Origin of the sequence: Corynebacterium sp. NML120713 (genome assembly GCF_001875735.1) — a bacterium.
Classification (GTDB): Bacteria; Actinomycetota; Actinomycetes; order Mycobacteriales; family Mycobacteriaceae; genus Corynebacterium; species Corynebacterium pseudogenitalium.
The window spans coordinates 1-25,946 of sequence record NZ_MLCR01000024.1; the positions used below are offsets into that span (position 1 = coordinate 1).

Below are 25,946 nucleotides of genomic sequence, written 5' to 3' on the forward strand. Positions count from 1 at the left end.
CGTTTGAGTCCCCGCCAGTGTTTTCTGGCAGAGACGCTATAGCTTTTCCCAGCACATCACTGGTGTCCTTCCACAGCTTGAGCTCTTTGCGTGTTCGATCAAGCTCGCGGCGTAGCGCGTTGTATTCCTTACGCGACATGGTGACCATGTCGTTGTTGGTGGTCTTAGGTGTGTTCATGGGTTCTACCTTTCTTGTATGCGTGTAGTGGGCAATCGTGCCGTTTGCGACTTTATCGATCCATCGGCGCATCGTGTCTTTGACGATGCCGTGCTTATCAAGCAGTGCCTGCTTTGTCCCATGCGGGGCGGCAACATACTGGTGGACAAGTGAGATGATTGCTTCAGCGTCTAACACCACCGGTACTGGTGTGGTTGCCCCGGTATAGACTGCGGCGCGTTGTTGCTGGGTAAACGTGCCAAGATCAAACCGCTTCGACCATCTGAGCACCTTGGAGTAATAGATTCCTTGACGGTCAAGCCATATCCCCTTTGCCCCATGGGGAAGCTGCTGATAGATCCTGACCATCTGTTGTTTCTGGGTATCGCTATAAGTGATAATCCCGCGATCTTCAGTGTTGGGGATAAACACGACTGCCGCAGCATCCGGCATGACCAACTCACTATCGGAAAGCGTGGCACCGGGTGCAAGGGTTACAGTCGGCAACGCCAGCACATCGCGTGCAGATGGCATGCTTGCACGCCGACGCTTACGAGTCTTGTCGGGGTCGGGGTTGGTGTTGTAGTCTGCCCAATCCTTGCGTGGTGGGTTTGGTATCAGCGGGGGAATATCGTGCGGGGACATGAGTGTGGACCTCCTTCGGGTTTTGGCCCACAACCAGCCTGCCACCTAGGGGAAATTGCGTCCTTTGGCACTCGCTCCCTGTGACCAAGCCACCAGCAAGCCACCAGCAAGCCACCAACCTGCCACCAACCCGTCGTGCGCATTCCCTCACAGCCGATGTGCGAGTAAAGTAGGCCCGTAATTTATGGGCAAACAGCCCAGAAGCCACGAGCCCAAAGGGCCACGAGGAAAGGGAGGCGCATTATGCGTGTTGGCATTGTCGGCTATGGAAACTTGGGCAAGAGCGTGGAGCAGCTGGTGAAGCTGCAGCCGGATATGGAGTTGTCGGCGATCTTCTCGCGCCGCAGCAAGCTGGACACGGACACCCGCGTGTTGCCGGTGGCGGAGTTTGGCCAGTACAAGGACGAAATCGACGTCGCGATTCTGTGCCTGGGTTCGGCGACGGATATTCCGGAGCAGGCGCCGGAGTTCGCGAAGTACGTGCCTACCGTGGACACCTACGATAATCACCGTGACATCCCACGTCACCGCAAGGCGATGGATGAGGTCGCGCGCGAGCACAACACGGTGTCCATCGTTTCCACTGGTTGGGACCCGGGCATGTTCTCGTTGAACCGCGCGATGGCGGAGGCAATTCTGCCGAATGCGCAGCAGCACACGTTCTGGGGCCCGGGCCTGTCGCAGGGTCACTCGGATGCGGTGCGCAGGATTGAGGGCGTCGCGAAGGGTGTGCAGTACACGATTCCTGCGCCGGATGCGTTGGATCGCGCGCGCCGTGGCGAGACCGAGGGTCTCGACGGCAAGTCCGCCCACAAGCGCGTCGTTTACATCGTGCCGGAGGATGGCGCCGACACGGCCGCCATCGAGCACACCATCCGCACGATGCCGGACTACTTCGTCGGCTACGAGGTCGAGGTCAACTTTATTGACGACGCCACCTTCGTCCGCGAGCATTCCGGCATGCCGCACGGCGGTCACGTGATCACCACTGGTGGCGTCGGCGAGAACCACCAGCTTGTCGAGTACACCCTGGAACTTTCCAGCAACCCCGACTTCACCGGCGCCGTCGCCGTCGCGTACGCGCGCGCGGCTGCCCGCCTCGCGGAGGATGGCAAGTCGGGCGCGTTCACGGTGTTGGAGGTCCCGCCGTACCTGCTCTCCCCGGTCGCTCTCGACGACCTGATCGCCCGAGACGTCTAACTCACGGGTAGAAGGTACCGCAAAAGGCCCTTAGAGATTTTGTGAACAGATTTGCATATGCAGATCTGTTCACATTTTTCTGACTCTTCTGGCTACACTTCCTGGAAATAGCATTTTCAGGAGCCCCCTGTGAAGAAGTTCATTGCCCTGTTTGTGGCGTTCGTGCTCGCAATCTTGGCAGCGCCGAGTGCTTCGGCGATCTCCGTGCGTGGCGACGCCGCTTCGCCCCGGTCCGCGGTGGCTGTGGTGCATGCGGGTGGGGGAGTGGAGGCGTCGAGAAATGGGTGGGAGGCGCGGCCGGCCCTGAGCCTGAGCAAGCTCTACCTGGGCTATTGGGTGCTGTACCACGGGGTGCCGCGGCATAAGGCGCTGGTGGAGGAGATGGTGCGCACCTCGAACGATGGCATTGCGGGCACGCTGGATGCTGCGTACCCACAGGCGATTGACGCGATCGCGCGCGACTTCAAATTGAGCGCTACTCAACGGCGTGGGAACTGGGGAGTGGCGAGTACGTCGGCGGTGGACGTCGCGAGGTTTGTGCAGGCCATCCGGCATGATCCGGTGGCCGCGCCGCTGCTGCGCGGCATGGCGCACGCGGCACCCGTCGCTGCCGATGGCTTCCCGCAGAACTACGGCACCTCGAGACTGCCCGGTGTCCAGGGCACGAAGTTCGGCTGGGCCGACGACCGTTGCAGCTCCACCGGGACGGTTAGTTACGGTGCCGGGTTCGCGGTCGCGGTGCTCACGTACGGTGATGCGCATGCGAACACGGTCGATGCGCAGCGCGCCGTCGATACCTCGGTGATGCCGAAGCCGGGCGGTGGCCGCAAGGTCGTTGACATGTTGCCGCCGCAGACTCCGAACGAGATCAGGAACATGGTTCCGAAGCATTGGGAGGTCCCGGCGGGCTCGTCGGTGGCGTGGTAATTTCCGGCAGCATCGGCGTGAGCGCTGGCAACGCGACCGCGCCCAGGAGAGCAACGATGCCCACGGCTAGCGGAGTCCAGAATGCCGCGGCACGCTCGAAAGGAGACATTTTCGATGACTGGTGGGTGACAGGGGAAAATAAGGTTCTTGTATATTCAAGCCCTCTAGTACCCGGCGAAGGTCCCCTTAGTGCTCGGCAAACGTCGTGGTATCGATAACGAAGCGGAACTTTACGTCGCCCGCGACAACGCGATCGTAGGCAGCGTCCACCTCGTCAACGCTGACCTTCTCAATGACCGCACCAAGCCCATGCTCGGCACAGAAGTCCAGCATTTCTTGGGTCTCCGCGATGCCACCAATGTTGTTTCCGGTCAATACCTTGCCGCCACCCACAAGGCGGTTGAGACGCAGCGACAGCGCCTCCGGCGGAAGGCCCACGACAGACATGATGCCGCGCGGTTTGAGCATGCCGAGGTAAGCCTCGAGGTCATACTCTGCGGAGATGGTAGACAAAATTAGATCAAACTCACCGCGGTGCTTCTTGAAAAAGTCCTCTTCTTCCGTCGTTGCTAAGGTACGGGACGCGCCGAGCTCCTTGGCTTCATCGGCCTTGCGAGAGGTTCTAGAGACCACGGTGACATCAGCACCCTTGGCAGCAGCGATCTGCACGCCCATGTGGCCCAAACCGCCGAGGCCCACAACGGCTACCTTTTGGCCCTCCTTGACATCCCAGCGTGCCAGTGGCGAGTACGTCGTAATACCCGCGCACAACAGTGGTGCTGCGATGTCGAAATCGAGCGTATCCGGGATGCGAAGGACAAAGTCCTGGTTCACTACGACCTTTTCCGCGTAGCCACCCTGGGTAATCGAGCCATCAACGTCTTCGGAATTGTAGGTGCCCACGGCACCGTTGAGGCAGTTCTGCTCCATGCCTGCCTGGCACTGCTCGCATTCACCGCAGGAATTGACGAGGCACCCGACACCGACGCGATCCCCCACTTTGAACTTCGTCACGCTCTCCCCGACGGCGGAGACCACACCTGCGATCTCATGGCCAACAGTCAGCGGGAAGTGCGCCTCGCCCCACTCGTTGCGGATAGTGTGAATATCCGAGTGGCAGATGCCGGCTGCCTTAATATCGATAACTACGTCGTCGGCGCGCGGGTCGCGGCGCTGGATGGTGACGACTTTAAACGGTTCGTCGGGGCCAGTCTTCTGCAGAGCTTTAGTAGAAATAGTCATGGCGATTACGGTACCCCGCAGCCGCCTGACCTCGCATAATGGAAACGTTTTCCAACTAGACTGATCGCTAGGAGAGCTTCTTTGCAATCAGCTTGTTGACTTGCCCCGGGTCAGCCTTGCCCTGGTTGGCCTTCATGACCACGCCCACGATGGCACCGGTAACCTTCTTGTTGTCGGCCTTGTACTTCTCCACGATGTCCGGATGAGCGGCCAAGGCATCATCGACGGCCTGGCGGGCCAGCTTGGTGGTCAGCTTGCCTTCCTTGACCAACTCCACCACGCGGGCGACCTGCGGCGGCGTGATGCCCAAGGCAGTGAGCTAGACACCAGCCTCGTTGGCCTTACCCGTCAGGTAGGAAACCCACCAGGAGCGGGCCTCGTCCGGGCTGGTGCCCGCCTCAACAGTTTCAATGATGAGATCGAGCGCGTCGGCGTCGACAAGCTCACGCAACGCCGTCACGTAGGCGCGGGCTACCTCAGGGGCGCGCTCACCGGCGCCCCTGATCGGCCTAGTCGCGATCTCAATGAGCAGGATGCCCGCACGGTTGCAATCCACCAACGAGGAGGTTGCGCCATGAATGCGGCCATCAGCGCCACCCCCTCAGCATTTGTCAAGACTGTTGCCCGGGCACGAAGGCTAGTGCAATTCTGTTCACAAAATCCCGAGCAAGCTTTTCATCACACCTGCCACCCCGGAACGCACAGAACCCACAGCACCCGCAAAGGCCCTACTCGCCCTTGCGATACCTGCGGGAGCGCCCTCCTCCCACGGCGACGAGTAGTCCGTCGTCTTCCCATCCGCTGATGAGGTTGGTGGCCGTGGAACGGGAGATGTCGCAAAGTTCGACGAGGTCCGTGGTGCGGATTTCGCCGAATGCGGAGAGCCATTGCATGACAACTTTGCGGGCGTTCTCCGGATCGGTACCGAGGTACCAGGCAGGCCGCGCGGTGGGGGATTCGTGATCGCGGAGCACCGCGCGGCTCGTCTCGTTGAGGAGCCACGCGTCCCCATGCTTGCGGATCAGCGGTTCGCCATTGACCGTCGTTTGGTGCGCCGCGGTCAGGGCCAGTTCGGCGGCTTCTTCCGTGGACTGCAGTGCTTCGGCAACGCTTCGGCGGGTGATGAAAGGGTGGTTGAACAGGAGGTACAGGATGATGGCGATGCGTGTGTCGCGCTGGCGGGGCGTCGGCACGATGCGTGAAACGAGGTCCAGTACGGGCAGCTCAGGCTGCCCGCCCACGAGCGTCGTTTCGATGTACGGCCCGGGCACCTCGATGATCTCCGGGGGCCGGTGGCCGAGCATGATCATGGATTGGTACATACGGTCGACGCCGACGCCTTGCTTGTCTACGAGTCCGATGGCGCGGTAGAGGTCGGCGAGGGCGGGGTAGCGGGCTTCCCTGTTGCTGAGCACGTTTGCCGCAGAGATGGCGGGCATGAATGGGCCGGGGCTGCGCACGATGAGCGTGCTGTCGAGTTCGATCCAGCGGACGTCGACTGGTTCTTGCCGGTTCCAGTCGCGGTGAATCATCGCGTTGAGCAGGGCTTCACGCACGGCGCTGTGTGGGATCTGTGGAATCGGTTGGTGCACGAACCCGGACACGATCGTGTTGTTCTTGTTCACGATGTGCAGCGCCCGCTCGATATCCTCAAGTTGTTCAAGTGCCGACGTCCCCGCGTTGCCACTGACACGATTCAGCACGTTGCCACCGTGGACGTCGAAAATTGTGAGTTCGAGTACCGCGCGCGGGGCGGCGGCGAAGAGCGTGACGCCTGCTTGGGTGAGGTTATTGTTCGCGTCGAGTGCCCCGAGTCCACGTAATAGTTCCTCGTCGGTGAGCTCGCGGAAGGCTTCTTGTTGACGCCGAACAATCTCAAGCGCACGTGGCCGGACGTCGCCAACGCCGAGGTCGGAGGCCTGCGCCATCGGGTCGATATTCATTTGCGAGCGCTGGTACTCCCACCATTCGGAAAGGTCCACCGGCTTGTACGAGTCGCCGATGCGCCAGCGCAACTGGTCGCTCGTGTTGGGGACGGGCTGTTGGGACGCTGCCACAAAAAGGATGAGCAGCCGTTGCCCTTCAACTACTCGTTCTTCGATGGAAGGGGCAACTTGCACACGCTGGTAAAACTCTTGCCGCAGCCAATCGACGTCCAACTCCGTCCCAATAATGCGGCCCGTTTTGTCCTCAACGCCGACGATGAGCGCGCCGCCACCGGGGGTGTTGGCCATGCAGGCGACTTCGTCAGCGAGTTTGGTGGCCGCCATCGGGTTCCGGAGCTGGCCGGGCTCGATCTCAGGCCCGTTGCGACGCCCAGCTTCCTCCTTGAAGTCGACATCCTGGGTTTCGGTCGTCCTATGGACGCGTCCGTCCGCCGCCGTCGCCAGAATTGCGTCGACCTGTTCAGCCAAATCTTGCCGAAGGGGGTGAAAGCCGGGCTGCATACGACCCCTCCGACCTGCGATTGTTTGAATAGATATGTCTAATCTACCAAGGTTTCTGCGTTTCGGGGAAACCTTGGACGATTAGGCACTCACATCCGGCGAGCGCTGGCAGCGCCACCGTACCGAAGACGCCCCCGATCAGCAGTGCGATCGGCGTCCAGAATAGCTCTCACATAGTGAGATAGGTCTTTAACCTGCGGGTTTTGAGTGCGATTCTGATTTATATTTTGAGTTTTGCTTCTATACGTGAGCGAAACCGCTATCAAAACCACCATCAACACTCTGCGAGGCATAGGCAACGACACCTACAAAATCGAAGCAAAAGATGCCTCGCGCGGCCTGCCAAAGAGCATCGGTGAAACTCTCTCTGCGTCCCCGCAAAGCGCTCCACGCCGCCGGACAGCCACTGTCCAAACGCGAAATCGTCGAGCACACTGGCATGAGTTACGGTCAAATAACCCCGACCCTGAAGGCAATGGAGCAGCAAGGCATCATTACGTTCACAGAAAAGCACTGGAACGCGAAGAACCAGCGCTACGCGCTTTCTGGTGAACAAGACGAGTAGATGCGGACAACGCGGCGTCGATAAGCATCATGCCCCTAATCCTTGTGGTCCTGGAAGAACTGTTTTCCCGCTGGGGTGGACATCAACTGCAATTCTGTTCACAAAATCCCGAGCAAGCTTTTCACCACACCTGCCACCCTCGAAAACACCGAACCAGCAGCCGCAGCCTACCCCAACAGCGCGTTATCAATGAGCCGCACGCCGTCCACCGTCGCCGCAACGAGCGCCAGGCCGGGCTCGGACGTCGGCTGCAACGTATCCGGATCGACGACCACCAGGTAGTCCAGCGTCACGCCCTCCGAAGCCGCGAGCTCCGCGCGCACGGCATCCACGTCCAACGCGCCCGCCTCGCCCTGCTCCTGCAGCGTCCGCAGTGAACGCGACAGCGCCAACGCCTGCGAACGCCCCGCCTCGGAGAGGCGCACGTTGCGGGAAGACTGCGCCAGGCCGTCCGCGGCGCGCGCGATGGGCAGGGTGCGGATCTCCACGTCGTGGTTCAGGTCGCGAACCATCCGGCGCAGCACCGCGACCTGCTGCGCGTCCTTCTGCCCGAAGTAAGCGACGTCCGGTTTGGCCAGGTTGAACAGCTTGTTCACGACGGTCGCTACGCCGTCGAAGTGCCCCGGCCGCGACGCGCCTTCCAGGACGGTGCCCATCTCGCCGGTGCGGACCCAGATCTGCGGCACCCCGCCCGGGTACATTTCCTCGACGCTGGGCGCGAACACGATGTCCACGCCGAGGCCTTCGCAAAACGTTGAGTCGGCCTCAATATCGCGTGGGTAGTTGCGGTAATCGTCGGTGTCGCCGAGATCGGTGAACTGCAGTGGGTTGAGGAACACGCTGGTAATCAGCGTATCGACCTCTCCCCGGGCTCGCTCAATCAGCGTGCCGTGCCCCGAGTGCAGGGCGCCCATCGTCGGCACCAGCCCGACGGTCCCGGTCGCTTCGGCGCGTGCCGCGCGGAGCTCTTCAACAGTGGTAATGACTCGCATGGTGGCCTTCCTTAGTCCTCGAACGATTCGGCAGCAGCAGGGAAGTCTCCCTTTTCGACGTCTTCCCGGTACCTCTGCGCGCCCTCCAGCAGCTGCGCGCCCAGGTCCGCGTACTGACGCACAAACCGCGGCGTTTTCCCGCCGGCGCGGAACCCGAACGCGTCCTGCCACACCAAGATCTGCCCGTCAGTGCCGTTACCTGCGCCGATGCCGATGGTCGGGATCGGAACCTCCTGTGTGACCCGCGTCGCGATCTCCGAAGGCACCATCTCCAAAACGACCGCGAACGCGCCCGCGTTTGCGACGGCGGTGGCGTCGTCAAGTAGTTGCTGGGCCGCGTCACCGCGACCTTGGACAACGTAGCCGCCGAGCGCGTGCTCGGATTGCGGCGTGAACCCGATGTGCCCGCAGACGGGAATGCCGGCGTCGACAAGCGTTTTGATCGTCGGCGCCATCTCGACGCCGCCCTCCAGCTTCACTGCCTGCGCCCCGGTCTCCTTCATCACGCGGACCGCCGCGGCGAGCGCCTGCGACGGCGACTCCTCATACGTGCCGAACGGCAGGTCAACCACCACAAACGTGCGCTGCGTCGAGCGCACGACGGCGGCGGCGAACGTGATCATCTCGTCGAGCGTAATCGGCAGGGTAGTGGTGTGGCCGAGCACCACGTTGGCCGCCGAATCTCCGACGAGCAGGAAGTCGATGTCGGCCTCGTCGAAAAGTTGGGCGGTCATGGTGTCGTAGCTGGTCAGGGCCGTAAATTTGCGGCCCTCAGCCTTGGCCTGGGCGAAGTAACGAGTACGAAGGCGTTTCATACCGCCTTATATTAGGACGGCGCGTGGTGGTTTGTTGGCGGTTAGCGAAAACCGGATGTCCACCATGGTGTACACAAAACCCTTTACAATCGTGCGAAATGCACTAGGTTGTGTAGAAACACTTTGAAAAACGGGGGGACACTTTGCGCACCTATACCTTGGCACCACTACTCGCCGCCACACTTCTCGCTGGCTGCTCCAGCACCACTCTTATCGACGCCCCCTCCGCCCCCTCCAACGCCCCTCCCTCAGATTCTGCTGGTCAAAAAGCCTTCGTCTTCGAATCCGGTACCGTCCCCATCGGCGACTTCGACCCATTCACCCTCGCACCCGAGGACTACTTCGATCCCTGCAACGACATCACCGAAGAGGAATTCCGCCGCGCGGGCTTCACCGGGGAAATCAAGCGGAGCACGGACGGGGAGATTGACTCCATGTACGGCACTTCGGCATGTTCATTTGCTAAGGGCGACGCGTTCAGCAGCGTCGAGCTCTTGAGCGTTGACGGTAATGAAGAGTTCGCGCGATCGGCGAGAACGCTGCTCCCTGAGTTCCAGTCTGAGGTGTTGCCAGAAATTTATGTCTATAACGACGGGATTGATTATTCATCTCTCCACGTGTGTATTGCGCAGATAGATACGGAGCGAGGCGCCATTGGAGCTTTCTTTAATACAGTTCATGAGAACGTCTCATTCGATGAACATTGCCAAATTGCTATCGAGGCTCTTGAATCACTGTATTTATTGCAAAGTTAGAAACTAGTCACCATTTTTAGGGGGAAAAATGACAAAAATATTGATTGAAGTTGATGACGTTAATTCTGCTGTACGGGATCTGTTGGCAGTAGCTCAAGGCGGAAATCGGGCTATTGGCGGCCGTGCAGTCGGTGGAGGAGCTACCTTCTCCGCCGTCTCCGGCCTCCGCGAGGCAGGGGAGAAGCACGGGGCGATCTACTCGGAGCACGCTCCGCTTGCGACGGACGCGTTCACGGGGAATGTGAAGTCGTCGGCAAAGGTGTTGAAGGTCTGCCTGGACAATACGGTGATGGCGGACGATTCGATTGCGGGGATTGTGAACGCGGTCGGGCTTAGTGGAACGCCTGGGTTGAGCGGGTTGGGTTCAAATCTGGGGATGTCGTCGGCGGCCGCGGTTGCGAAGAGTTACAAGACGCAGCCGTTCAGCAACAGTGCGGTGTATGCGTCGACGGATGGGAGCTTCGAGTCGCTGGTGAGCAATATCTTGACCACGAACACAGCGATTCCGTCGGGGTTAGCGTCGAATTGGACGTCGAACGCGCAGCGTATTTACGAGATGGTGGAGGCCATCGCCCCAGCCATTGCGTCCCTCGAATCTTCGGCGGAGACCGAGTTCGTCGCCCAGGCGATTGCGCGTCTCCAGCTGATTCAGGCGGCGGGTTCCGAGTACGCAGCCAACTCGGCGGCGCTTGCTGGGAATAACACGGGGTTGGCGGCGTTGGCGTCGTCGTCGCAACTTATGGCGGCGGCAGCCCAAGCTGCGGCGATAGCAGCTGAGGCCGTATCCCCGGCCGCGGTGAAGGCCGTGAAGGAGGCCTTCGTCAGTTCCTACCCGATGTACGTTAACTCGTACCTGCCGGCGACGAACCCGACCTTCGTCAAGCTGCTTCCGGACCTCACCGATGTCACCGGTTCCGACTTCTCCATCAGCGGCCCACCCGCGCCGACAGCACCCGAGTTCGCGGACGCACCGATGCCAGCGGGACTGGCCAGCATCTTTGCCAACAACGGCTACACGGATCTCGCGAACGCGCGTGGTCCGCAGGACGTGTTGCAGCAGTTCGGGAAGCCGAACCCGGACATGCTCAACGCCATCGCGTCCGGCGCCACCCCGACCCAGGTCGCCTCGGCGCAGGCCCCGACGCTTCCTCCACCAGGCGCGCTGAACGCGCCGGCAGCGAACGTCGCGCCGGGCGCTGGCCTCCACGGCGGTCTCGCATCCGGTGCAGGCGGGCTCAGCGGTGCGACGACCGGCGCCGCCTCCGCAGCAGGCTCCGGCGTAGGCGCAGGCCAAGGCGCATTCGGTGGCATGCCAATGGGCGGCGCAGGCGGTGGTGGCCGCCATCGCGCCGGGTCACTGAACCAGCAGGCGCCAGGCTTCGGCTCGTCGGCAGGCGCAGGCGCAGGCTCACCCACAGCCTCAGGCTTTGGCTCCAACGCGGGGCTCGCCGGCGGCGGCGCAGGAGGCTTCGCCGGACGGCCAGGCGCCGGGTCCACAGGTGGCTTCGGCGGCCAGAACAGTGCAGCGGGTGCCACAGGTTCTGCCGCCAACACCGCAGGTCAGCAAGGGCAGCGAGGCGGCTTCATGGGTGCGCCAATGTCGCAGGGCCGCGGCAAAGATGACAAGAAGCAACGCCCGAGAGCGGTCACCAGTGCCGTCGAGAGGGAGGGCAACATCCACGCCCTGCTTGGCGACGCCCCCTTGGTCAATCCCGGCGTCATCGGGTTCAACGTGCGTGGTCAGTAGGCAGCCCAGCACGCTGGCGTAGTTCGGCGGCGCGCTCGGGGCGTGGCCGCAGCCGCCAGATGTGCGCGCTCACCCCGGCACCGATCGCGGCGAGCAGCAACGCCACCGGCCACAGCCCGACCACCACTATCACCACCCATATGGAGGCGCCCATCCCCAACCACAGCAGTCCCAGAATCCGCAGCTTCTGCGCCCGCGTCAGCTGTCCTGAGTAGTAGTCAATAATGAATGGCCCGAACGTGTCATGGCGCAGCAGGTAGCGCTCCAGCCTTGGCGAGCTCCGCGTGAAGCACACCAGCGCAAGCAGCAGAAACGGCGTCGTGGGCAGGATCGGCACCCACACGCCGACCGCGCCCAGGGCGAGCGCCACCAGCCCCACAATCATGTACACGTATCGCATCGTCGCCACATTCTAGTCGGAACATGCAACAATAATTGTATGACTGCCTGCACTATCCTGTACGCCTCGTTCTACGGCTCCACCAAGGAATACGCCGATGAGCTCGCGAAACGCCTCGGAACTACCGCCGAACCCATCCCCGACGCCGACTTCACCCCCGAAGGCCCCATCGTGGTCCTCGCCCCCATCCACGGCCCGAACAACCCCGGCGCCAGCTTCATCCGCAAGCTCCCCGACCCACTTTTCGACGCCCACTCCGTCTCCCTCGTCACCGTCGGCATGAGCCTGGACGAAGTGGCCGTCGATAAGGACTTTTCTGCCAAACTTTTGGGCAGCCGCGCGGACAGTGTGACGCGCTTCTATCTGCCCGGACGCATGAACTACTCCGAGCTGTCGGCCGCCCACGCCGCCACGATGGCGGGCGTCGTCGGCGCTTTGCGACTCAAACCGCGCAAGTCCGCGAACGACCGCATGATGATCGACACCTATAACAAGGACGTCGACCGCGTCGACTTCACCCGCCTCGCCCCCGTCGAGGCCTGGATGCGCGACAACAGCTAGCGGATCAAACCGGCCTGCTTTGCCAGGCCTGCGATACCGGCCAGCACCGTGAACACGACGCCGATAATGATGCCGGCTTTCGTGCCGTCTTCCATCGGCTCAGCCTTGAAATCCTTGCCCTGCAGGCATGCCTGGAGCGCCATGCCGTCATTGATGGCTGCGGTGTCCTCAGCAGTCGAGGAGCCAAACGCCTCACTGACCTGCGACGACTGCTGCAGCTTGGTCAGGTCTGCCTCCGCCAGCTTCTTGGCATCCGCTTGCTGTGCAACCCAAATCTTGACCTCGTTCTGGGTGTGCGTGCCGTTGTTCTTGGTCATGTTGGCGCTGTCGAACTTCAGCGTGCAGTGCGGCTGGTAGTTCTTGTGGCTCATCGTGTTCGACGCAGCATCGGCAGTCGGCGCGAGCATGGAGGCAGCCAAAGTGGCGGCGACAATAGTGGCGGTGATCTTCTTCATGAGTATTTTCCTTTTTGTAGAGAGAAAGCCCCGCATGGTGCGGGGCGAGCATTCCAGGTGGAACGTGTGCCTATGGCAGCATCGCTGCAATGTTGGCTGGCAGCATTGGCTTCAGCGCTGGTAGAGCGAGGGCAACGATGCCTGTGAGCAGGCCAACGCCGGTCAGCGTCCAGAAAGTAGCCAGACGTGCCGTGCGGTCCATTCTGAGGGAGAGCGCGGTGATACCGTCGGTCTTGTAGTTCCGGCTCTTGGTGCAGGCGCTCATTGCTTTTCGGGATTCCCACTTAGCGGTCTTCCAGGAGCCTTCGTCGATACCGGACAGGAAGCCGAGGCGGTCAGCAAATTCAGAACCGTCCCCTGGATCTGCAGCCAGCTCGGCCTCTGCCTGGGTAGGGGTGAACGTCTGGTTGTAGGTCAAAGTCCCACCGTCAAGCACTTTGATAACACAGTTACCGTTGACCATTGTATTTGTGACAGTGACGGTATCGGCCGCTTTGGCCGCAGGGGCCGCCAGGCCGAGTGCCATGGTTGCAGCTACGGCTGCGGTTGCGAACTTCTTCACAGTGAGATCTCCTTTAGTTGACAGGAAGAAATAAGGTTCTTGTATATTCAAGCCCCCCCCCCCCTCATCATTTGTCAAGGCGGGGGAGATGCAGGGGTCTAGCGGAACAGTCCAGCCTGCTGCACGATTCCCCCGAGCAGGCCAAAGATGCCAAGCACGAACCCGATGATGATGCCGGCTTTCTTTCCTTCGTCCATCGGTGTGGACTGGAAGTCCTTGCCCTGCAGGCATGCCTGGATCGCCAGGGCGTCGTTCATGCGCGCTGCGTCGTTACCGTGCGAAGAGCCGAATGCCTCGCGGGGCTCGGACGACTGCTGGGCGCGTGGGAGAGCCTTGTTTGCAAGAGCAGTCAAGGTCTTGTCCTTCTTGACCTCACTTTGCAGGAAGGTGGCGTTTATATTTTTAGAATCGAGCTTCAGTGTGTAGTACTTCTGGCCATACTGGTAGCTCATCTTGTTTGACGCGGCATCCGTAGCCGGTGCAAGCCTGGAGACGGCCAGCGCCACGATGCCGAGGAGCGTAGGCACAATGATTGACAGGCAGTATGCAGCTGCGCGAGCCTCGTGCGGCTCAACCACGGAGGGCAGCGAGTCAACAGCGTTGGTGGTGTAGTTCTTGCCTTCTTGAGATAACGATCGTTTCTTGCGGCTGGAGTTAGGTTAGGGCTTGCGTTTGATGACTTCGGGTATGCGTGCAGGGCCGGTAATCCAAACTTCAGCGCCAGGCCATAGTGCGTGAACCGTACGGCTGGCAATTCGATGCCAGTGTTGCAGCGTGCCGGTATCCAGAAGCGGCTCGAGGTGCGAGGCCCTATTTCTGGCATGTAGGAGGGTTGAGCACCAGAAATAGGCGGTACCTGCTGAAGCGTCGAATCCTTTACCAGTTGCGCAGATATTTGTCCGAAGATCTATTGCCTGGTCCCAGATGTCGAATTGTGGAGCGTTCGCACGACCTCCGAGCCGAATTGGTTTCGGTATGAGGTGCCTCCATGACCCAAAAGTTAGCGCGGCCACGAGGTCGTCGTGGGTTGGGTGTGGTTTGACTGCATGCCCGTTCAGTGGATCTCTCATCGAAGCCTTTGCTTTTGCTTCCCACCATGATCCATGAAGGTCTCCTTGGCGCCTGTGGGGGCTATTGGTCCAGCTGGATGGTGGAGTGCGGCGGACAATATGTGATAAGGGTACCTGTGGCTGGGTAATCCATTCTGGTGTACCGCCGACTTGCATGTTCCATGCTCGTAGCTGTTGATCAATCGTATCCCGCAGCGCAACTTCAACTAGCGCTAGGGTGCTTGTCACTGCGGCGGCTGCATCGATATTCCATTGATATAGTGCGAGGGCTTTTTCTGGTTCCTGGTGTGCTGCATCAAGATAGGTTTGAAACCGTGGGGCAGGGATATTTGTGATGAGCTTTTGATATGAAGACGGTTGCATTTGTTTTCCTTCATTATGTCAGCGTTGGCTGGTTTGCTCTGTAGAAAAGGGATGGGTATGATTGCGGTCATTGAGCAGGAATCACCTGCAAATTAAAGGAAATTCCGGTCCCGAACATTTTTGTTTGGGGCCGTTTTTCATTTCCGACTGCTTGGATCTAGCGACCCCCTAAGCCAAATTTACAGGTTGCGTCCTGAGTAAAAGGAGAAAGCCCTACAGGCGCCAATTGTCCTGTAGAGCTTTCTCCACTCATAGCGAGGGACCTTGTCCTCACTTTCTGCAGATTCACAGTACTCTTGGAGACGTTCAATGCAAGCTATTCCTAACCCGATGGCGGCAGAAGGGTCTGCCAGCAGAGCGTCTCTCTAAAGCGCAGGGCCCGCAACCCGTCGAGGTTCCCGTCGACCTCTTCCGGTCGACCAACGCAGGTCACGACATTTTGAGGCTTTTCGACGCCAATTCCCCCATCTTGCGCTGACCTGCATTGGTCGACGCTAAGAGGTCGACCGGAGCAGCCCACGAGCCAAGCCGCACGCAATTCTGTTCACAAAATCTCTAGCAACGTTTAGACGGCACATCCCACCCAGCCACATCCCACCCCACCGACACATCCCACCCAGCCAACAAACCCAACCCACCACACCCCACCCGGCCAACAAACCCACCCAGCCACATCCCACCCCGCCACACCTCACCCACTACACTGTGTATCCATGACTAACGCGAGCGAAACCCCAGCGCACCGTTACGGCGCTGGCCTGGCAAATCAGATTGAGCAGAAGTGGCAGACGTTCTGGAAGGACAACGGCACGTTTAACGCGCCGAACCCGGTCGGCGACCTCGCCACGGGTGGCGAGCTGCCCGAGGACAAGCTGAATGTGCAGGACATGTTCCCGTATCCGTCGGGGGCGGGGCTGCATGTGGGTCACCCGCTTGGCTACATCGCGACGGACGTGTTTGCCCGCTATAACCGCATGTTGGGCAAGAACGTGCTGCACACGTTGGGCTATGACGCGTTTGGTCTTCCGGCGGAGCAGTACGCGATTCAGACGGGTACGCATCCGCGTACGACGACTGAGGCGAATATCCAGAATATGAAGCGTCAGCTGGGCCAGTTGGGTCTGGGCCATGATCCGCGTCGTTCGGTGGCGACGACCGACCCGGAATTTTATAAGTGGACGCAGTGGATTTTCCTGCAGATTTATAACGCCTGGTTTGATGAGGACCTGCAGAAGGCTCGTCCGATTGAGGAGCTGGTCCGTGACCTGCTCACGGGTGCGCGCACGACGAAGGACGGCCGTAACTTCCGCGATTTGACGCACGCGGAGAAGCACAAGGCGATTGATGAGTTCTGCTTGGTGTACTTGTCCGATTCGATGGTGAACTGGTGCCCTGGTCTGGGCACGGTGCTGGCGAATGAGGAGGTCACGGCGGAGGGCCGTTCGGAGCGCGGGAATTTCCCGGTGTTCCGGAAGCGTCTGCGTCAGTGGATGATGCGTATTACTGACTACTCGGATCGCCTGCTCGATGACCTTGATTTGCTGGATTGGCCGGAGAAGGTCAAGGCGATGCAGCGCAATTGGATTGGTCGTTCGCGTGGTGCGCAGGTGGCGTTCGCGTCGGAGGCGGGCCCGCTCGAGGTCTTCACGACGCGCCCGGACACACTGTTTGGCGCGACCTATATGGTGCTTGCGCCTGAGCACCCGCTTGTCGACGCCCTCACCGCCGATGCTTTCCCGGCCGACACGGATGAGCGTTGGACGAATGGGGCGGAGTCGCCGAAGGTGGCCGTCGAGAAGTATAGGGCGGCGATTGCTGCCAAGAGTGACTTGGAGCGCCAGGAGAATAAGGAGAAGACTGGCGTGTTCCTGGGTTCGTTTGCGACGAACCCGGTGAGCGGCGAGCAGGTGCCGATCTTCATCGCGGATTACGTGCTGACCGGTTATGGTACGGGCGCGATCATGGCGGTGCCGGCGCACGACGAGCGCGACTACGAGTTCGCGACCGTCTTTGGTCTGCCGATCGTGCCCGTGCTTGACGGGGACATCGCAGAAACTGCCTTCACCGGCGACGCGCCGCACATTAACTCTGCGAACGAGCAGGGCCTGGACCTCAACGGCCTGGGCAAGGACGAGGGCATCGCGAAGGCGATCGAGTGGCTGGCCGCGAACGGTGCTGGTGAGGAGAAGATCCAGTACAAGCTTCGCGACTGGCTCTTTGCCCGCCAGCGCTATTGGGGCGAGCCGTTCCCGATCGTGTACGACGAGAACGGCCAGGCGCACGGCCTGCCGGAGGACATGCTGCCGGTCGAGTTGCCGCAGGTGGAGGACTACAACCCGGTGTCCTTCGACCCGGAGGACGCGGATTCTGAGCCAGCGCCGCCGCTGGCGAAGGCCACGGACTGGGTCGAGGTCGAGCTCGACCTGGGTGAGGGTACGAAGAAGTACTGGCGCGACACGAACGTGATGCCGCAATGGGCGGGTTCCTCCTGGTACCAGCTGCGCTACATCGACCCGACGAACCAGGACGCGTTCTGCGACATCGAGAACGAGCGCTACTGGACCGGCCCCCGCAGCGAGAATGACCCGGGCGGCGTGGACCTCTACGTCGGCGGTGTGGAGCACGCGGTGCTGCACCTGCTCTACGCCCGTTTCTGGCACAAGGTGCTCTACGACCTGGGCTTCGTCTCTTCGAAGGAGCCGTACCGCCGCCTGTTCAACCAGGGCTACATCCAGGCGTACGCCTATACGGATTCGCGTGGCGTGTACGTCCCGGCCGCCGAGGTGGAGGAGAAGGACGGCAAGTTCTACCGCAATGGCGAGGAGGTCAACCGCGAGTACGGCAAGATGGGTAAGTCCCTGAAGAACGCCGTCGCCCCGGATGACATCTGCCGCGATTACGGTGCGGATACCCTGCGTGTTTACGAGATGTCGATGGGCCCGCTGGACACGTCGCGCCCGTGGGCGACGAAGGACGTCGTTGGCGCGCACCGGTTCCTGCAGCGCCTGTGGCGCCTGGTTGTGGACGAGGAGTCCGGCGAGGTCACCGTCACCGACGCCGCGCTCACCGAGGACGACAACAAGCAGCTGCACCGCACCATCGCGGGCGTCCGCGATGACTACGAGCACCTGCGGGACAACACGGTCGTCGCAAAGCTGATTGAATTCACGAACTACCTGACCAAGACGTACCCGTCGGGCGCCCCGCGCGCGGCGGTCACTCCGCTGGTGCAGATGGTCGCGCCGCTCGCCCCGCACATCGCTGAGGAACTCTGGGCGAAGCTCGGCCACGCCGACACCATCACGTTCGAGCCGTTCCCGACCTTCGAGGAATCATTCCTTGTCGACGCCACCATCGAACTACCCGTCCAGATCAACGGCAAGGTGAAGGCCCGGATCAACGTCCCGACGGACGCCTCCAAGGAGGACACCGAGTCCCTCGCCCTGGCCGACGAGCGGGTCAAGGAGCTGACCGACGGCAAGAACGTGGTCAAGGTGATTGTGGTGCCGGGACGCATGGTGAACCTGGTCGTTAAGTAAACGTTCAGGAAACGTGTAGGTGCTGCGGAGCGTTTGTGTGTACTGTTGGGCACCATGACTGAACCAAATACACCTAATAACGATCCGCAGAACCCGGGCGGCATCCCGTCCTACCCGGAATACGGCGCGTCGCCTTACGGCCAGTCCTCTAGCCAGTCTTACGAGGAGCAGGCTGATTTCGGTGCGTTTGACGTCAACTCGGCCGCCCAGGCGTCCGGGGAGAGTGCGTTGCGTTACCACGGCGCCCAGCTCGCCGTGCCGACCAGCCCCGCGGCAGCCATGCTGGCGAACGACGACGGCTTCGTCGGCATCACGCCCGCCCAGTACGGTGACGGCGTCACCCCGCACCCGATCAGCAACCCGGCCGTCAACGGCGTCGCGCACGGGCTGGGCACCGGGAAGCTGTCCGTCGGCGCTGCGCTGAAGTACGGTTTCAAAACCGCCTACGCCAACCCGGGCACCTGGCTGGTGCTCGCGTTTGTGTACGCGCTGCTGAACAACATCGGGGCCGTCTTCCAGAGCGACACGGTCAGCGCCCTGGGCATGCTGGCCCTATTCTTCGTCACGCCGCTGTTCCTGGCCGCCGCGCTGCAGCAGACCCTGGTCGGCCCGAAGCAGTTCGTCCTGAAGGACATCAAGTCGGCTGCCTACGGCAAGACGCTGGGTATGTCGGTGGTCGTCGGCATCATCACGACTCTGATCTTCGCCCTGCTCATGGTGATCGGGTTCGTCGCTGGTTTCGCCGGCGCGGACCCGGAGGCGCTCCTGACCGCCTCGAGCGGTGATCTCAGCGCTATCGACCCATCCGCGTTCGTGACCCTATTCGTTGGGATCGGCATCGCGGTGCTGATCATGTTGCTTATCTCGCCGTTCTTCATCTTCCAGTCGTTCTACGCAGCCGACAACAACGGCACTTTCGGCGACGCCTTCAAGGCCGGCTTCACCACAGCGAAGCGCAACTACGGTGGTCTGCTCGGCCTGATGATCGTCTGCGGGATCCTGATGGCCACCGTCTCCGGCAGTGGCGCCGCCTCCGGCGTGGCCGCTTTCGTCTCGCTGGTGTTGGGCACGCTGCTGGCCGCCCCAGCACTCCTGGCGATGGTATACGCCTACCGCCAGGTCTCCGGCGGCCCCGTCCCGCACGAGGTAGCCGTTGCCTAAGCGCAGCACCTACTACACGGCCGTGGCACTGACCGCCGCGGCCGTGCTCTTTTTTACCGTCGGCAAGGCGTACGTTGGCCTGCCCGGGGTGTGGGAAGCATCCTCGCACGAGGTCCGCCACCTGCGCCTCATCCCCTTCGGCTCCTTCATCTACTACCGAGTCTGGTGGGGGCCGTGGCTCAACCTCATCGGCAACATCGTCCTCTTCCTCCCAGTCGGCTACCTGGCCCGCCTCCGGCTCGGCAAGGTCTGGAAGGCCACGCTCGTGGCGATGGTGGCGTCCCTAAGCATCGAAGTAGCCCAGTACGCGCTCGCCGCCGGCTACTCAGATATCGACGACCTCCTCATCAACACCGCCGGCGGCGCCCTGGGCGCTACACTTGTCCACATGCCCAGCTTCACCCGCACCGTCTTCCCGGACGGCGACGAACCCGACGCCCGCTTCACCCTCGCTAACGAGCGCACATTCCTCGCCTGGACCCGCACCGCGCTCGCATTTCTCGCCGGCGGCATCGCCCTCGGCGCCTTTGACGTCACCGGCATCACCCCAGAGACTCAAACCTTCGCTGCCGCCACCGTCATCGTGATCGGCATGGCCATCGCCGCCGGCGCCGCCATCCGCTGGGTCCGCGTCGAGCGAGCGCTGCGCCACGGGCGCCCTCTGCCCGCCCCCGCGATCGCGCCGCTGCTCGGCGTCGGCATCCTGGTCGCCTCCATCGTGGTGTTAGTGGGGCTCCTCTCGTGACCATCCCCGTCCCAGACCCCGGCCTCCAGCCCGAGCGCACCGCCCTGAGCTGGACCCGCACCGCCCTAGCCATGCTCGTGTGCTCGATGGTGCTCCTGCGCTGGTCCCACGCCTACCCCGTGCCAGTCTTCGGCGCCATCGGTCTGCTCCTCACCCTAGCGACCGTGCTCATCTCCAGATATCGACGCCTCTACCGCACCGAAGCCCACAACCTCGCCCAGGAACGCTCCCAGCCAAACACGGTCTCCGTCTTCGCCACTGCCTCTGCCCTGGTGGGCTTGGGCGGGCTGGGCCTGTGGCTTGTCCTGGTGAATTAGAGGTGCGCATTAGGGGTGCGCACCTTTTTCCTACCCGAGCAGCGCGCGACCTGGGGAAACGCGCCGACCCGCGTGCGGAAAACAAGGAATTTGGTGCTGTCAGATTCGACGCAGTGACAAATCACGCAGCTAGGAAAACCTAGCCCATTTCTGACCAGGCATTATGAATATCTAGGTCAAAGGCGGGTGTGTGTTTTGCCACTCGACGCCAGTCTTGTGCTCCTTTTTCCTACCCGGGCAATCCGCGACCTGGGGAAACACGCCGACCCGCGCGTGAAAACAAGGAATTTGGTGCGCGTGTCGCCTCATTGGGAAATGGGCCTGACAGCGGACGCAATTCTGTTCACAAAATCCCGACAAAACTTCTGAGCACTACCTCAAGTCGGGCGCTCGAGGAAGAGCGCTAGGAGGAAAAGTCGATCGCGATGCACTTCAGCATGTCGTAGCCGTCGCCGTTGAGGCTGAACTCGCCGTCGACTTTCTCGCCGAACCCGAAGGACGCGAGCAGCGTGGTGCCTTCTTTGTAGATGGTTGAGTCGGCGGTGTGGGGGGAGTCGGAGATGAGGTTGAACATGAGCTGGTTCCAGTTTTCGCGGCCGAAGGTCGCGTAGAAGCCGCGTGCGATGTTTTCGGCGAAGTCGAAGGGGTTGTCGCCGCCGCTGAGGAGTTCGATGCCTTCGTCGGTGATGGTGTAGCGCCCGGTTTGTTCGGCGCGCATGAAGCCGGATTCGACGAAGAAGTTGTGGAGGCGCTGCCGCCAGATGGGGTCGTCGAGGAGGATGCCGTCCATGAGGTCGTAGAGGTTTTCGGTGATGCCGGTGTAGACGGGGGATTCGAAGGTTGGGTTGGGGCCGTAGTAGTCTTCGAGGAATTCGCCGATGGCGGCCATGACGGCGGGGTTGCTTTCGGGGTTGGGGTCGATGGCCATGATGTCTTTGAGGTCTTCGCGGTTGGCGAGGTATTCGCGGAGCGCTTCGCGGACTTCTTCGTCTTCTTCGGTTGCGGCGTTGGGGTCCATCATTTGGCGACTGACCATAGTTTCGACGCTGTAGTAGATGCGGTTCGAGATGCTGACGGGGTCCGCTTTGGTGAGCCTGTCGACCATGTGGCCCGGCGACATCACGGGCATCGCGGAGAACAGGGTTGGCGTGATGTGCATGTCGGCGGGTTGGCCGGCTGCGAGGCGGACGGCTTCGTCATAGAGCTCGGTCATCATGGCGGGGCCTTTGAGGTGCTCGATGACGTCGGGACCGAGCGCCGAGATCAGGACGGGGGTCGGGCCGGCGATGGTGGATGGCCCGAGTACTTGGACGTTGATGTTCCAGTTGGCGCCGGCGTCGTAGATGTAGCTCATGGTTTCGGGCATGTCTTGGACGGTGAGGTCGTTTTCGTCGTATTCGCCGGCGGCTGGTTGGGCGGTGTAGACGCGTTGTTCGCCGTTGATGGTCCCCGAAAACATGTGTGTTGCTGCGCTCGAGAAGCCGAGGGTGGCGTCGATAACGAGTGCGAGTTCCCCCAGGTACATCGAGTGGTCAACATTAATGCATCGTGAAATCTCGGGTCGGGAGTTTTCTACGGTGATTAATAGTGAGATGTTCATGTGGTTCACTCTATAGTTTTGTAGCTTTTAGCGCTCGAGAACTACCCAGAATGTGCAGCGGGTGATGCAGAGGAGCCAGTGGAGGACGAGGAGGGCGGGCAGTGCTGCGGCGATGATGGTGAGCCATTCGAGGTTCCAGACTTCGGCGAGGTGGTGGCTGCCGACGCTGATGGTGCCGGTGGGGAAGGTGGAGGCCCACCAGGCGGGGGAGTAGCGGACCCAGTGTGCGACGGCGGGGTAGAAGTGCCACATGGCGAAGGCGATCATGGGGATCGCAATGATGAGGAGCACGGTGCCGACGATGAGTTCGGCGTCTTTGCCGAAGAGGAGGTCGACGGCGGAGACGGTCTGCCCGACCACACCGAGGGGGATCCAGGCGGTCGCGGCGTTCGGCCCGCTCAAGTCTACTTTTCGACGCCACGCCGCCACATACACCCTGGCAAACAGCGGGTACGCCGCACTTATCGACGCCACCATGCAGCACACGCCGAGTATCCAGTAGATGTCGCCGCCGCCTTTGACGTGGGTGGTGGCGGCTGTGTTGGATGCCATGATGGGGCCGACGAGCGCGAGCCCCCAGGCGAAGTTCGGTGGCCCGTGGAAGCCGCGGAGTTGGTTGGCGTAGACGGCGAGGCAGGCGGGCGCCCCGATCCAGAAGCCGACGAGGATGAATGCCAGGTTGTCGGTGAGGTTGGTCCAGGCGGTGCCGAGCGACATGATCCCGATGAAGGTCATGGCCCACGGCGCCATTGTGTCCTGGCGGAAGCGTGGCGTGCGGTAGATGATGAACCCGACCACGAGCGCCACCAAGATGGCGACCCCGATGCAGGCGACGACCCACGCCACGGGGTCGAGGCCGCTGATGACCAGCAGCGTTGCCACCAGCGAGGTCCCCATGAGGCTGCCGCCCCACGCCGGGCCCGCTGGCGGCAGGCTATAGCTGGTCCTGGTTTTCACACGCGCTCACGCTGCCAGGTGCCGAATCGGAGTGCGCACGCGCACCAGTGGAACAGCAGCAGGAGCAGCAGCCCGAAGGAGAGGGCATGCCAGCCCTCGGTCCAGGAGCCCAGGCACAGGGTGCCGACCGGGAATGTGGAGTCCCACCAGCCGGGGCCGTACGGCGCCCAGGTGAAGACCGCCTGGTAGAAGCAGTACATGCCGAAGAGCACGCACGGTACGCCGATGGTGAACATGATGATGCCGTAGAGGTGGGCGTCGAAAAGGAAGGTGGAGGCGGCCGTCGACTGGCCGACAACCCCGAGTGGAATCCAGGCCGTGCCTGCCGCCGCGCCGCGCGGGCGTTCGCGGCGCCGCCACAGCGACCAGTAGCAGTAGGCGAACAGTGGGATCGCCGGGATGAACGTGAAGAAGAAGCACACGATGCCCGCGTGGTGGTAGAACATGCCGTGCTCTGCGGCGAGCTGCCCGCCCGATGTCGCGGCGACCATCGGCGTGACCGGCGCCAGCCCCCACGGGAACGCCGGGGTGGTGTAGTGCTCCGAGACCTTCCAGAAGCCCCACAGCTGCCACAGGCACACCGCGATCGACAGCGGCGCGCCGATCCACCAACTGATCAGCTGGAAGATGTCGTTGCCGGTCAGCGCCGTCCACGCCGAGCCGCACGCCAAAAGCCCCCATCGTGTACATGCCCCACGCCGCCATGTTCTGGTGCCGCGGCGGCTCGTTACGGATGCCCACCGTGAACACCGCCAGCAACACCGCCGCCACCAGTGCAAACGCAACCTGTCCGAGGCGGAACCCGTGCAACCCGGACAGTGTAGAGGCGATCGACGTCCCCATCAGGGACCCGGCCCACGCGGGGCCATACTTAGGCAATTGCATGCACCTACGCTAAGCCCGCCGGGCCCGTTTGGCCAACTACGTAACGCGGCCAAACAGCAGCGCTCGGCCGGTTTCCTCCCCCGTATTGCGCACCGTGACGGCCAGGTGCCCAGCCGCAATCCGCCCGACCTGGCCCGGCTTCAGCGCCACACCCTCCAGGCGCAGCCCCTCCGACTGGGCCAGCACGTGGTGCTCGTACTCGTCGTTGACCCACACGGTGACCTGCGCGCCGGGCGCCACCCGCAGCTCCGCGGCAAGCCTTCCCTTGGGCCCCGGCACCTCCTGCCCGGCCAGGCGCCCCGCGTGGACGCGCAGCTTCCCGCCCGGCGTGGTGTCCACCGCGCGCAGCGCCACCCACGCTGAGGGCTCGCGGTCTGTGAGCGCCTGCAGCGACTCCGGCACATCGTCGATCGAACAGATTTCTACAGTTGCACGCATGCGACTATCCTACCGGCGTGCAGAAACTTTCCGGTGGCCTCCTGTTCGCGCTCGCCCTGCTCACCGCGGCGGGCCCGCTCGGCATCGACATGTACTTGCCCGGCATGCCCGAGCTCGCCACCCAATTATCGACGTCCCCCTCCTCCGCCCAACTGACCATCTCAGGGTTCATGCTCGGGATGGCACTCGGCAACCTAGTCTTCGGCGCTATCTCTGACGGGACGGGCCGCAAACCCGCCATCCTGGTCGCCTCCGCGGTGGCGCTCGCGGCGTCGGTGGCGTGCGCCGTCGCCCCCACGATCTCCTTCCTGATCGCCGCCCGATTCCTCCAAGGCCTGGCAGGGGGCTGCGCCGTCGTCGTTACGCGAGCCGTCATCCCCGACATCGCCCGCGGCCGCGAGGCCGCCCGCGGCCTGTCAGGCCTCATGGCGATCTCCGGCTTCATGCCCGCAATCGCCCCCGTACTCGGCGGCCTGATCATCCCCACCTTCACCTGGCGAGGCGTCTTCTGGACCATCGCCGCCGTCAACCTCGCCCAAATCCTCATCGCCTGGCGCTTCGTCCCCGAAACCCTCCCGCCCGCCAAGCGCACCCGCGGCACCCTCCGCACCATCTTCCCCCGCATGGGCCAATGCCTGCGTCGCCCCGCCTTCCTCGGCTACATGTTCGCCGCCGGGCTCGGCTTCGGCACCCTGTTCTCCTACATCTCGGCATCCCCGCTGGTCCTACAGGTCCAACTCGGCGTTACACCTACCACCTTCTCCCTCATCTTCGGCGGCATCGCCCTGCTCATCCCGCTGTCGAACTCCATCAACATGCGCCTGGTTAAGACCCACCAGCCACGCACCCTGCTCGTTGTGGCGTTATCTGTTGACATCCTCGCCGGGCTGATCCTGCTCGCTTACAGCCAGCTCGGTCCCAACCTCACGATGCTCCCCTTCATCGCCACGCTGTCCGCCATGGCCGGGTTCATCATGGCCAACGCCTCGGCGCTCGCCGTGGAGGAGATCCGGGACATCGGGATCGGCGCCGGCACCGGCGCGATGGGCTTCTTCCAATTCATCATCGGCGGCCTGGTCCCTCCCCTGGTGGCGCTCGGGTCCAACCCGACCGCATCGATGGCCAATGGCATCCTCACCTGCGCCGGCCTGGCCCTTTTGGGAGTGCTTTTGGGTAGCGCTGCACCACATTCCAGGCCTAAAAACATCTAGCACTTCTGTGGCGTGCAGGTATCCTGGGGCCGCTTTTCAAATGCTGGAATTTGGTGCATGGAGTGGGGAGCGAGTGACAATGGACGCAATCCTGTCGGCTGAACCCGGTAAAAGCCCAGGTCGTGAAAAGTGGGTTGCGTCTTTTGTCACTCGGGTCGGCGAGGGTGACACCAAATTCCTTTGCGCAGAG

At 62.1% G+C, this 25,946-nt stretch carries 24 protein-coding genes and 1 pseudogene; 11 read left to right on the forward strand and 14 right to left on the reverse strand.

The annotated features are described in order from the left end of the window. Positions 1–802 (reverse strand): hypothetical protein (locus tag BJP06_RS12360; protein WP_255365845.1); only part of this gene is annotated, 802 nt, incomplete at its 3' end. Between the two features lie 243 nt (positions 803–1,045). On the opposite strand from BJP06_RS12360, the gene BJP06_RS10465 reads away from it, so the two are divergent. Together BJP06_RS10465 and BJP06_RS10470 are read left to right on the forward strand one after the other, a co-directional pair. Further along, entirely contained in the window at positions 1,046–2,002 is a 957-nt protein-coding gene (locus BJP06_RS10465) for a diaminopimelate dehydrogenase (RefSeq protein ID WP_070361687.1), read from the forward strand. Positions 2,003–2,131: 129 nt separating this feature from the next. Further along, the gene (locus tag BJP06_RS10470; protein ID WP_255365846.1) at positions 2,132–2,929 is read left to right on the forward strand and encodes a hypothetical protein; all 798 of its coding nucleotides are present in this window, start codon (positions 2,132–2,134) and stop codon (positions 2,927–2,929) included. A gap of 186 nt (positions 2,930–3,115) precedes the next feature. Here BJP06_RS10470 and BJP06_RS10475 read toward each other — a convergent pair whose 3' ends face one another. The 3 genes and pseudogenes from BJP06_RS10475 to BJP06_RS10490 all read right to left on the reverse strand — a co-directional run bounded on the left by BJP06_RS10475 (position 3,116) and on the right by BJP06_RS10490 (position 6,618). Further along, positions 3,116–4,171: an NAD(P)-dependent alcohol dehydrogenase gene (locus BJP06_RS10475; RefSeq protein ID WP_071573794.1), complete on the reverse strand. Its 1,056-nt coding sequence runs from the start codon at positions 4,169–4,171 to the stop codon at positions 3,116–3,118. Between the two features lie 67 nt (positions 4,172–4,238). Next, a pseudogene (locus tag BJP06_RS11765) lies at positions 4,239–4,769 on the reverse strand (hypothetical protein); the annotation flags it as partial. A gap of 130 nt (positions 4,770–4,899) precedes the next feature. Then, positions 4,900–6,618 (reverse strand): DUF5635 domain-containing protein, encoded by a 1,719-nt coding sequence (locus tag BJP06_RS10490; RefSeq protein ID WP_071573797.1) that lies wholly within the window; start codon positions 6,616–6,618, stop codon positions 4,900–4,902. Between the two features lie 355 nt (positions 6,619–6,973). Here BJP06_RS10490 and BJP06_RS10495 point away from each other — a divergent pair, with 355 nt between their 5' ends. Further along, a complete protein-coding gene (locus BJP06_RS10495) occupies positions 6,974–7,183 on the forward strand; it encodes a MarR family transcriptional regulator (RefSeq protein WP_071573798.1) in 210 nt (69 codons plus the stop codon). 167 nt (positions 7,184–7,350) lie between these two features. On the opposite strand, the gene panC is transcribed toward BJP06_RS10495, so the two are convergent. Beyond that, positions 7,351–8,175: a pantoate--beta-alanine ligase gene (gene panC, locus BJP06_RS10500; RefSeq protein ID WP_071573799.1), complete on the reverse strand. Its 825-nt coding sequence runs from the start codon at positions 8,173–8,175 to the stop codon at positions 7,351–7,353. An 11-nt stretch (positions 8,176–8,186) separates the two neighbouring features. Continuing rightward, positions 8,187–8,990 carry a 3-methyl-2-oxobutanoate hydroxymethyltransferase gene (panB, locus tag BJP06_RS10505; RefSeq protein ID WP_071573800.1) on the reverse strand — a complete coding sequence of 268 codons (804 nt, stop codon included), beginning with the start codon at positions 8,988–8,990 and terminating at the stop codon, positions 8,187–8,189. Positions 8,991–9,133: 143 nt separating this feature from the next. Here panB and BJP06_RS10510 point away from each other — a divergent pair, with 143 nt between their 5' ends. Both BJP06_RS10510 and BJP06_RS10515 read left to right on the forward strand, forming a co-directional pair. Beyond that, complete coding sequence (locus tag BJP06_RS10510; RefSeq protein ID WP_071573801.1) at positions 9,134–9,745, forward strand: DUF3558 family protein; 612 nt, start codon at positions 9,134–9,136, stop codon at positions 9,743–9,745. A gap of 28 nt (positions 9,746–9,773) precedes the next feature. After that, on the forward strand, positions 9,774–11,492 hold the full coding sequence (locus BJP06_RS10515) for a hypothetical protein (RefSeq protein ID WP_143110624.1): 1,719 nt from the start codon (positions 9,774–9,776) through the stop codon (positions 11,490–11,492). On the opposite strand, the gene BJP06_RS10520 is transcribed toward BJP06_RS10515, so the two are convergent. Then, positions 11,473–11,892: a YbaN family protein gene (locus tag BJP06_RS10520; protein ID WP_071573803.1), complete on the reverse strand. Its 420-nt coding sequence runs from the start codon at positions 11,890–11,892 to the stop codon at positions 11,473–11,475. The genes BJP06_RS10515 and BJP06_RS10520 overlap by 20 nt on opposite strands. Before the next feature lie 39 nt (positions 11,893–11,931). Between BJP06_RS10520 and BJP06_RS10525 the strand changes: the two genes are divergently transcribed. Beyond that, positions 11,932–12,453 carry a flavodoxin domain-containing protein gene (locus BJP06_RS10525; RefSeq protein WP_071573804.1) on the forward strand — a complete coding sequence of 174 codons (522 nt, stop codon included), beginning with the start codon at positions 11,932–11,934 and terminating at the stop codon, positions 12,451–12,453. Here the strand turns inward: BJP06_RS10525 and BJP06_RS10530 are convergent. From BJP06_RS10530 to BJP06_RS10540, 3 genes are all read right to left on the reverse strand, one after another. Next, complete coding sequence (locus BJP06_RS10530; protein WP_071573805.1) at positions 12,450–12,908, reverse strand: hypothetical protein; 459 nt, start codon at positions 12,906–12,908, stop codon at positions 12,450–12,452. The two genes, BJP06_RS10525 and BJP06_RS10530, sit on opposite strands and share 4 nt — an antisense overlap. Before the next feature lie 70 nt (positions 12,909–12,978). Next, a complete protein-coding gene (locus BJP06_RS10535; RefSeq protein WP_071573806.1) occupies positions 12,979–13,470 on the reverse strand; it encodes a hypothetical protein in 492 nt (163 codons plus the stop codon). 98 nt (positions 13,471–13,568) lie between these two features. Then, on the reverse strand, positions 13,569–14,048 hold the full coding sequence (locus tag BJP06_RS10540) for a hypothetical protein (RefSeq protein WP_071573807.1): 480 nt from the start codon (positions 14,046–14,048) through the stop codon (positions 13,569–13,571). Positions 14,049–15,616: 1,568 nt separating this feature from the next. Here BJP06_RS10540 and leuS point away from each other — a divergent pair. The 4 genes from leuS to BJP06_RS10565 are packed head-to-tail and all read left to right on the forward strand — an operon-like array spanning position 15,617 to position 20,665. After that, positions 15,617–18,442, forward strand: coding sequence for a leucine--tRNA ligase (gene leuS, locus BJP06_RS10545; RefSeq protein ID WP_071573808.1), 2,826 nt, complete (start codon positions 15,617–15,619; stop codon positions 18,440–18,442). A 54-nt stretch (positions 18,443–18,496) separates the two neighbouring features. After that, positions 18,497–19,603 (forward strand): hypothetical protein, encoded by a 1,107-nt coding sequence (locus BJP06_RS10550; RefSeq protein WP_143110625.1) that lies wholly within the window; start codon positions 18,497–18,499, stop codon positions 19,601–19,603. Positions 19,604–19,625: 22 nt separating this feature from the next. Further along, on the forward strand, positions 19,626–20,348 hold the full coding sequence (locus BJP06_RS12480; protein WP_369822288.1) for a VanZ family protein: 723 nt from the start codon (positions 19,626–19,628) through the stop codon (positions 20,346–20,348). Further along, entirely contained in the window at positions 20,345–20,665 is a 321-nt protein-coding gene (locus tag BJP06_RS10565) for a DUF202 domain-containing protein (protein ID WP_071573810.1), read from the forward strand. Before BJP06_RS12480 ends, BJP06_RS10565 begins: the two co-directional genes overlap by 4 nt. Before the next feature lie 403 nt (positions 20,666–21,068). On the opposite strand, the gene BJP06_RS10570 is transcribed toward BJP06_RS10565, so the two are convergent. From BJP06_RS10570 to BJP06_RS10585, 4 genes are all read right to left on the reverse strand, one after another. Next, entirely contained in the window at positions 21,069–22,265 is a 1,197-nt protein-coding gene (locus BJP06_RS10570) for a hypothetical protein (protein WP_071573811.1), read from the reverse strand. A gap of 27 nt (positions 22,266–22,292) precedes the next feature. After that, positions 22,293–23,222 carry a hypothetical protein gene (locus tag BJP06_RS10575; protein ID WP_071573812.1) on the reverse strand — a complete coding sequence of 310 codons (930 nt, stop codon included), beginning with the start codon at positions 23,220–23,222 and terminating at the stop codon, positions 22,293–22,295. Beyond that, complete coding sequence (locus BJP06_RS10580; protein ID WP_255365847.1) at positions 23,219–23,893, reverse strand: hypothetical protein; 675 nt, start codon at positions 23,891–23,893, stop codon at positions 23,219–23,221. The genes BJP06_RS10575 and BJP06_RS10580 overlap by 4 nt, the downstream gene beginning before the upstream one ends. A gap of 250 nt (positions 23,894–24,143) precedes the next feature. Continuing rightward, entirely contained in the window at positions 24,144–24,545 is a 402-nt protein-coding gene (locus BJP06_RS10585) for a hypothetical protein (protein ID WP_071573813.1), read from the reverse strand. Between the two features lie 17 nt (positions 24,546–24,562). Here BJP06_RS10585 and BJP06_RS10590 point away from each other — a divergent pair, with 17 nt between their 5' ends. Next, a complete protein-coding gene (locus tag BJP06_RS10590) occupies positions 24,563–25,756 on the forward strand; it encodes a multidrug effflux MFS transporter (protein ID WP_071573836.1) in 1,194 nt (397 codons plus the stop codon). Positions 25,757–25,946 lie beyond the last annotated feature (190 nt).

Bases quoted from the DNA above. Each gene is read 5' to 3' on its own strand.
- BJP06_RS10570 (WP_071573811.1), bottom strand. From the start codon at position 22,265: ATGAACATCTCACTATTAATCACCGTAGAAAACTCCCGACCCGAGATT.
- panC (WP_071573799.1), bottom strand. From the start codon at position 8,175: ATGCGAGTCATTACCACTGTTGAAGAGCTCCGCGCGGCACGCGCCGAA.
- BJP06_RS10515 (WP_143110624.1), top strand. From the start codon at position 9,774: ATGACAAAAATATTGATTGAAGTTGATGACGTTAATTCTGCTGTACGG.
- BJP06_RS10550 (WP_143110625.1), top strand. From the start codon at position 18,497: ATGACTGAACCAAATACACCTAATAACGATCCGCAGAACCCGGGCGGC.
- BJP06_RS10585 (WP_071573813.1), bottom strand. From the start codon at position 24,545: ATGCGTGCAACTGTAGAAATCTGTTCGATCGACGATGTGCCGGAGTCG.
- BJP06_RS10520 (WP_071573803.1), bottom strand. From the start codon at position 11,892: ATGCGATACGTGTACATGATTGTGGGGCTGGTGGCGCTCGCCCTGGGC.
- BJP06_RS10525 (WP_071573804.1), top strand. From the start codon at position 11,932: ATGACTGCCTGCACTATCCTGTACGCCTCGTTCTACGGCTCCACCAAG.
- BJP06_RS10490 (WP_071573797.1), bottom strand. From the start codon at position 6,618: ATGCAGCCCGGCTTTCACCCCCTTCGGCAAGATTTGGCTGAACAGGTC.
- BJP06_RS10475 (WP_071573794.1), bottom strand. From the start codon at position 4,171: ATGACTATTTCTACTAAAGCTCTGCAGAAGACTGGCCCCGACGAACCG.
- BJP06_RS10530 (WP_071573805.1), bottom strand. From the start codon at position 12,908: ATGAAGAAGATCACCGCCACTATTGTCGCCGCCACTTTGGCTGCCTCC.
- BJP06_RS10465 (WP_070361687.1), top strand. From the start codon at position 1,046: ATGCGTGTTGGCATTGTCGGCTATGGAAACTTGGGCAAGAGCGTGGAG.
- leuS (WP_071573808.1), top strand. From the start codon at position 15,617: ATGACTAACGCGAGCGAAACCCCAGCGCACCGTTACGGCGCTGGCCTG.
- panB (WP_071573800.1), bottom strand. From the start codon at position 8,990: ATGAAACGCCTTCGTACTCGTTACTTCGCCCAGGCCAAGGCTGAGGGC.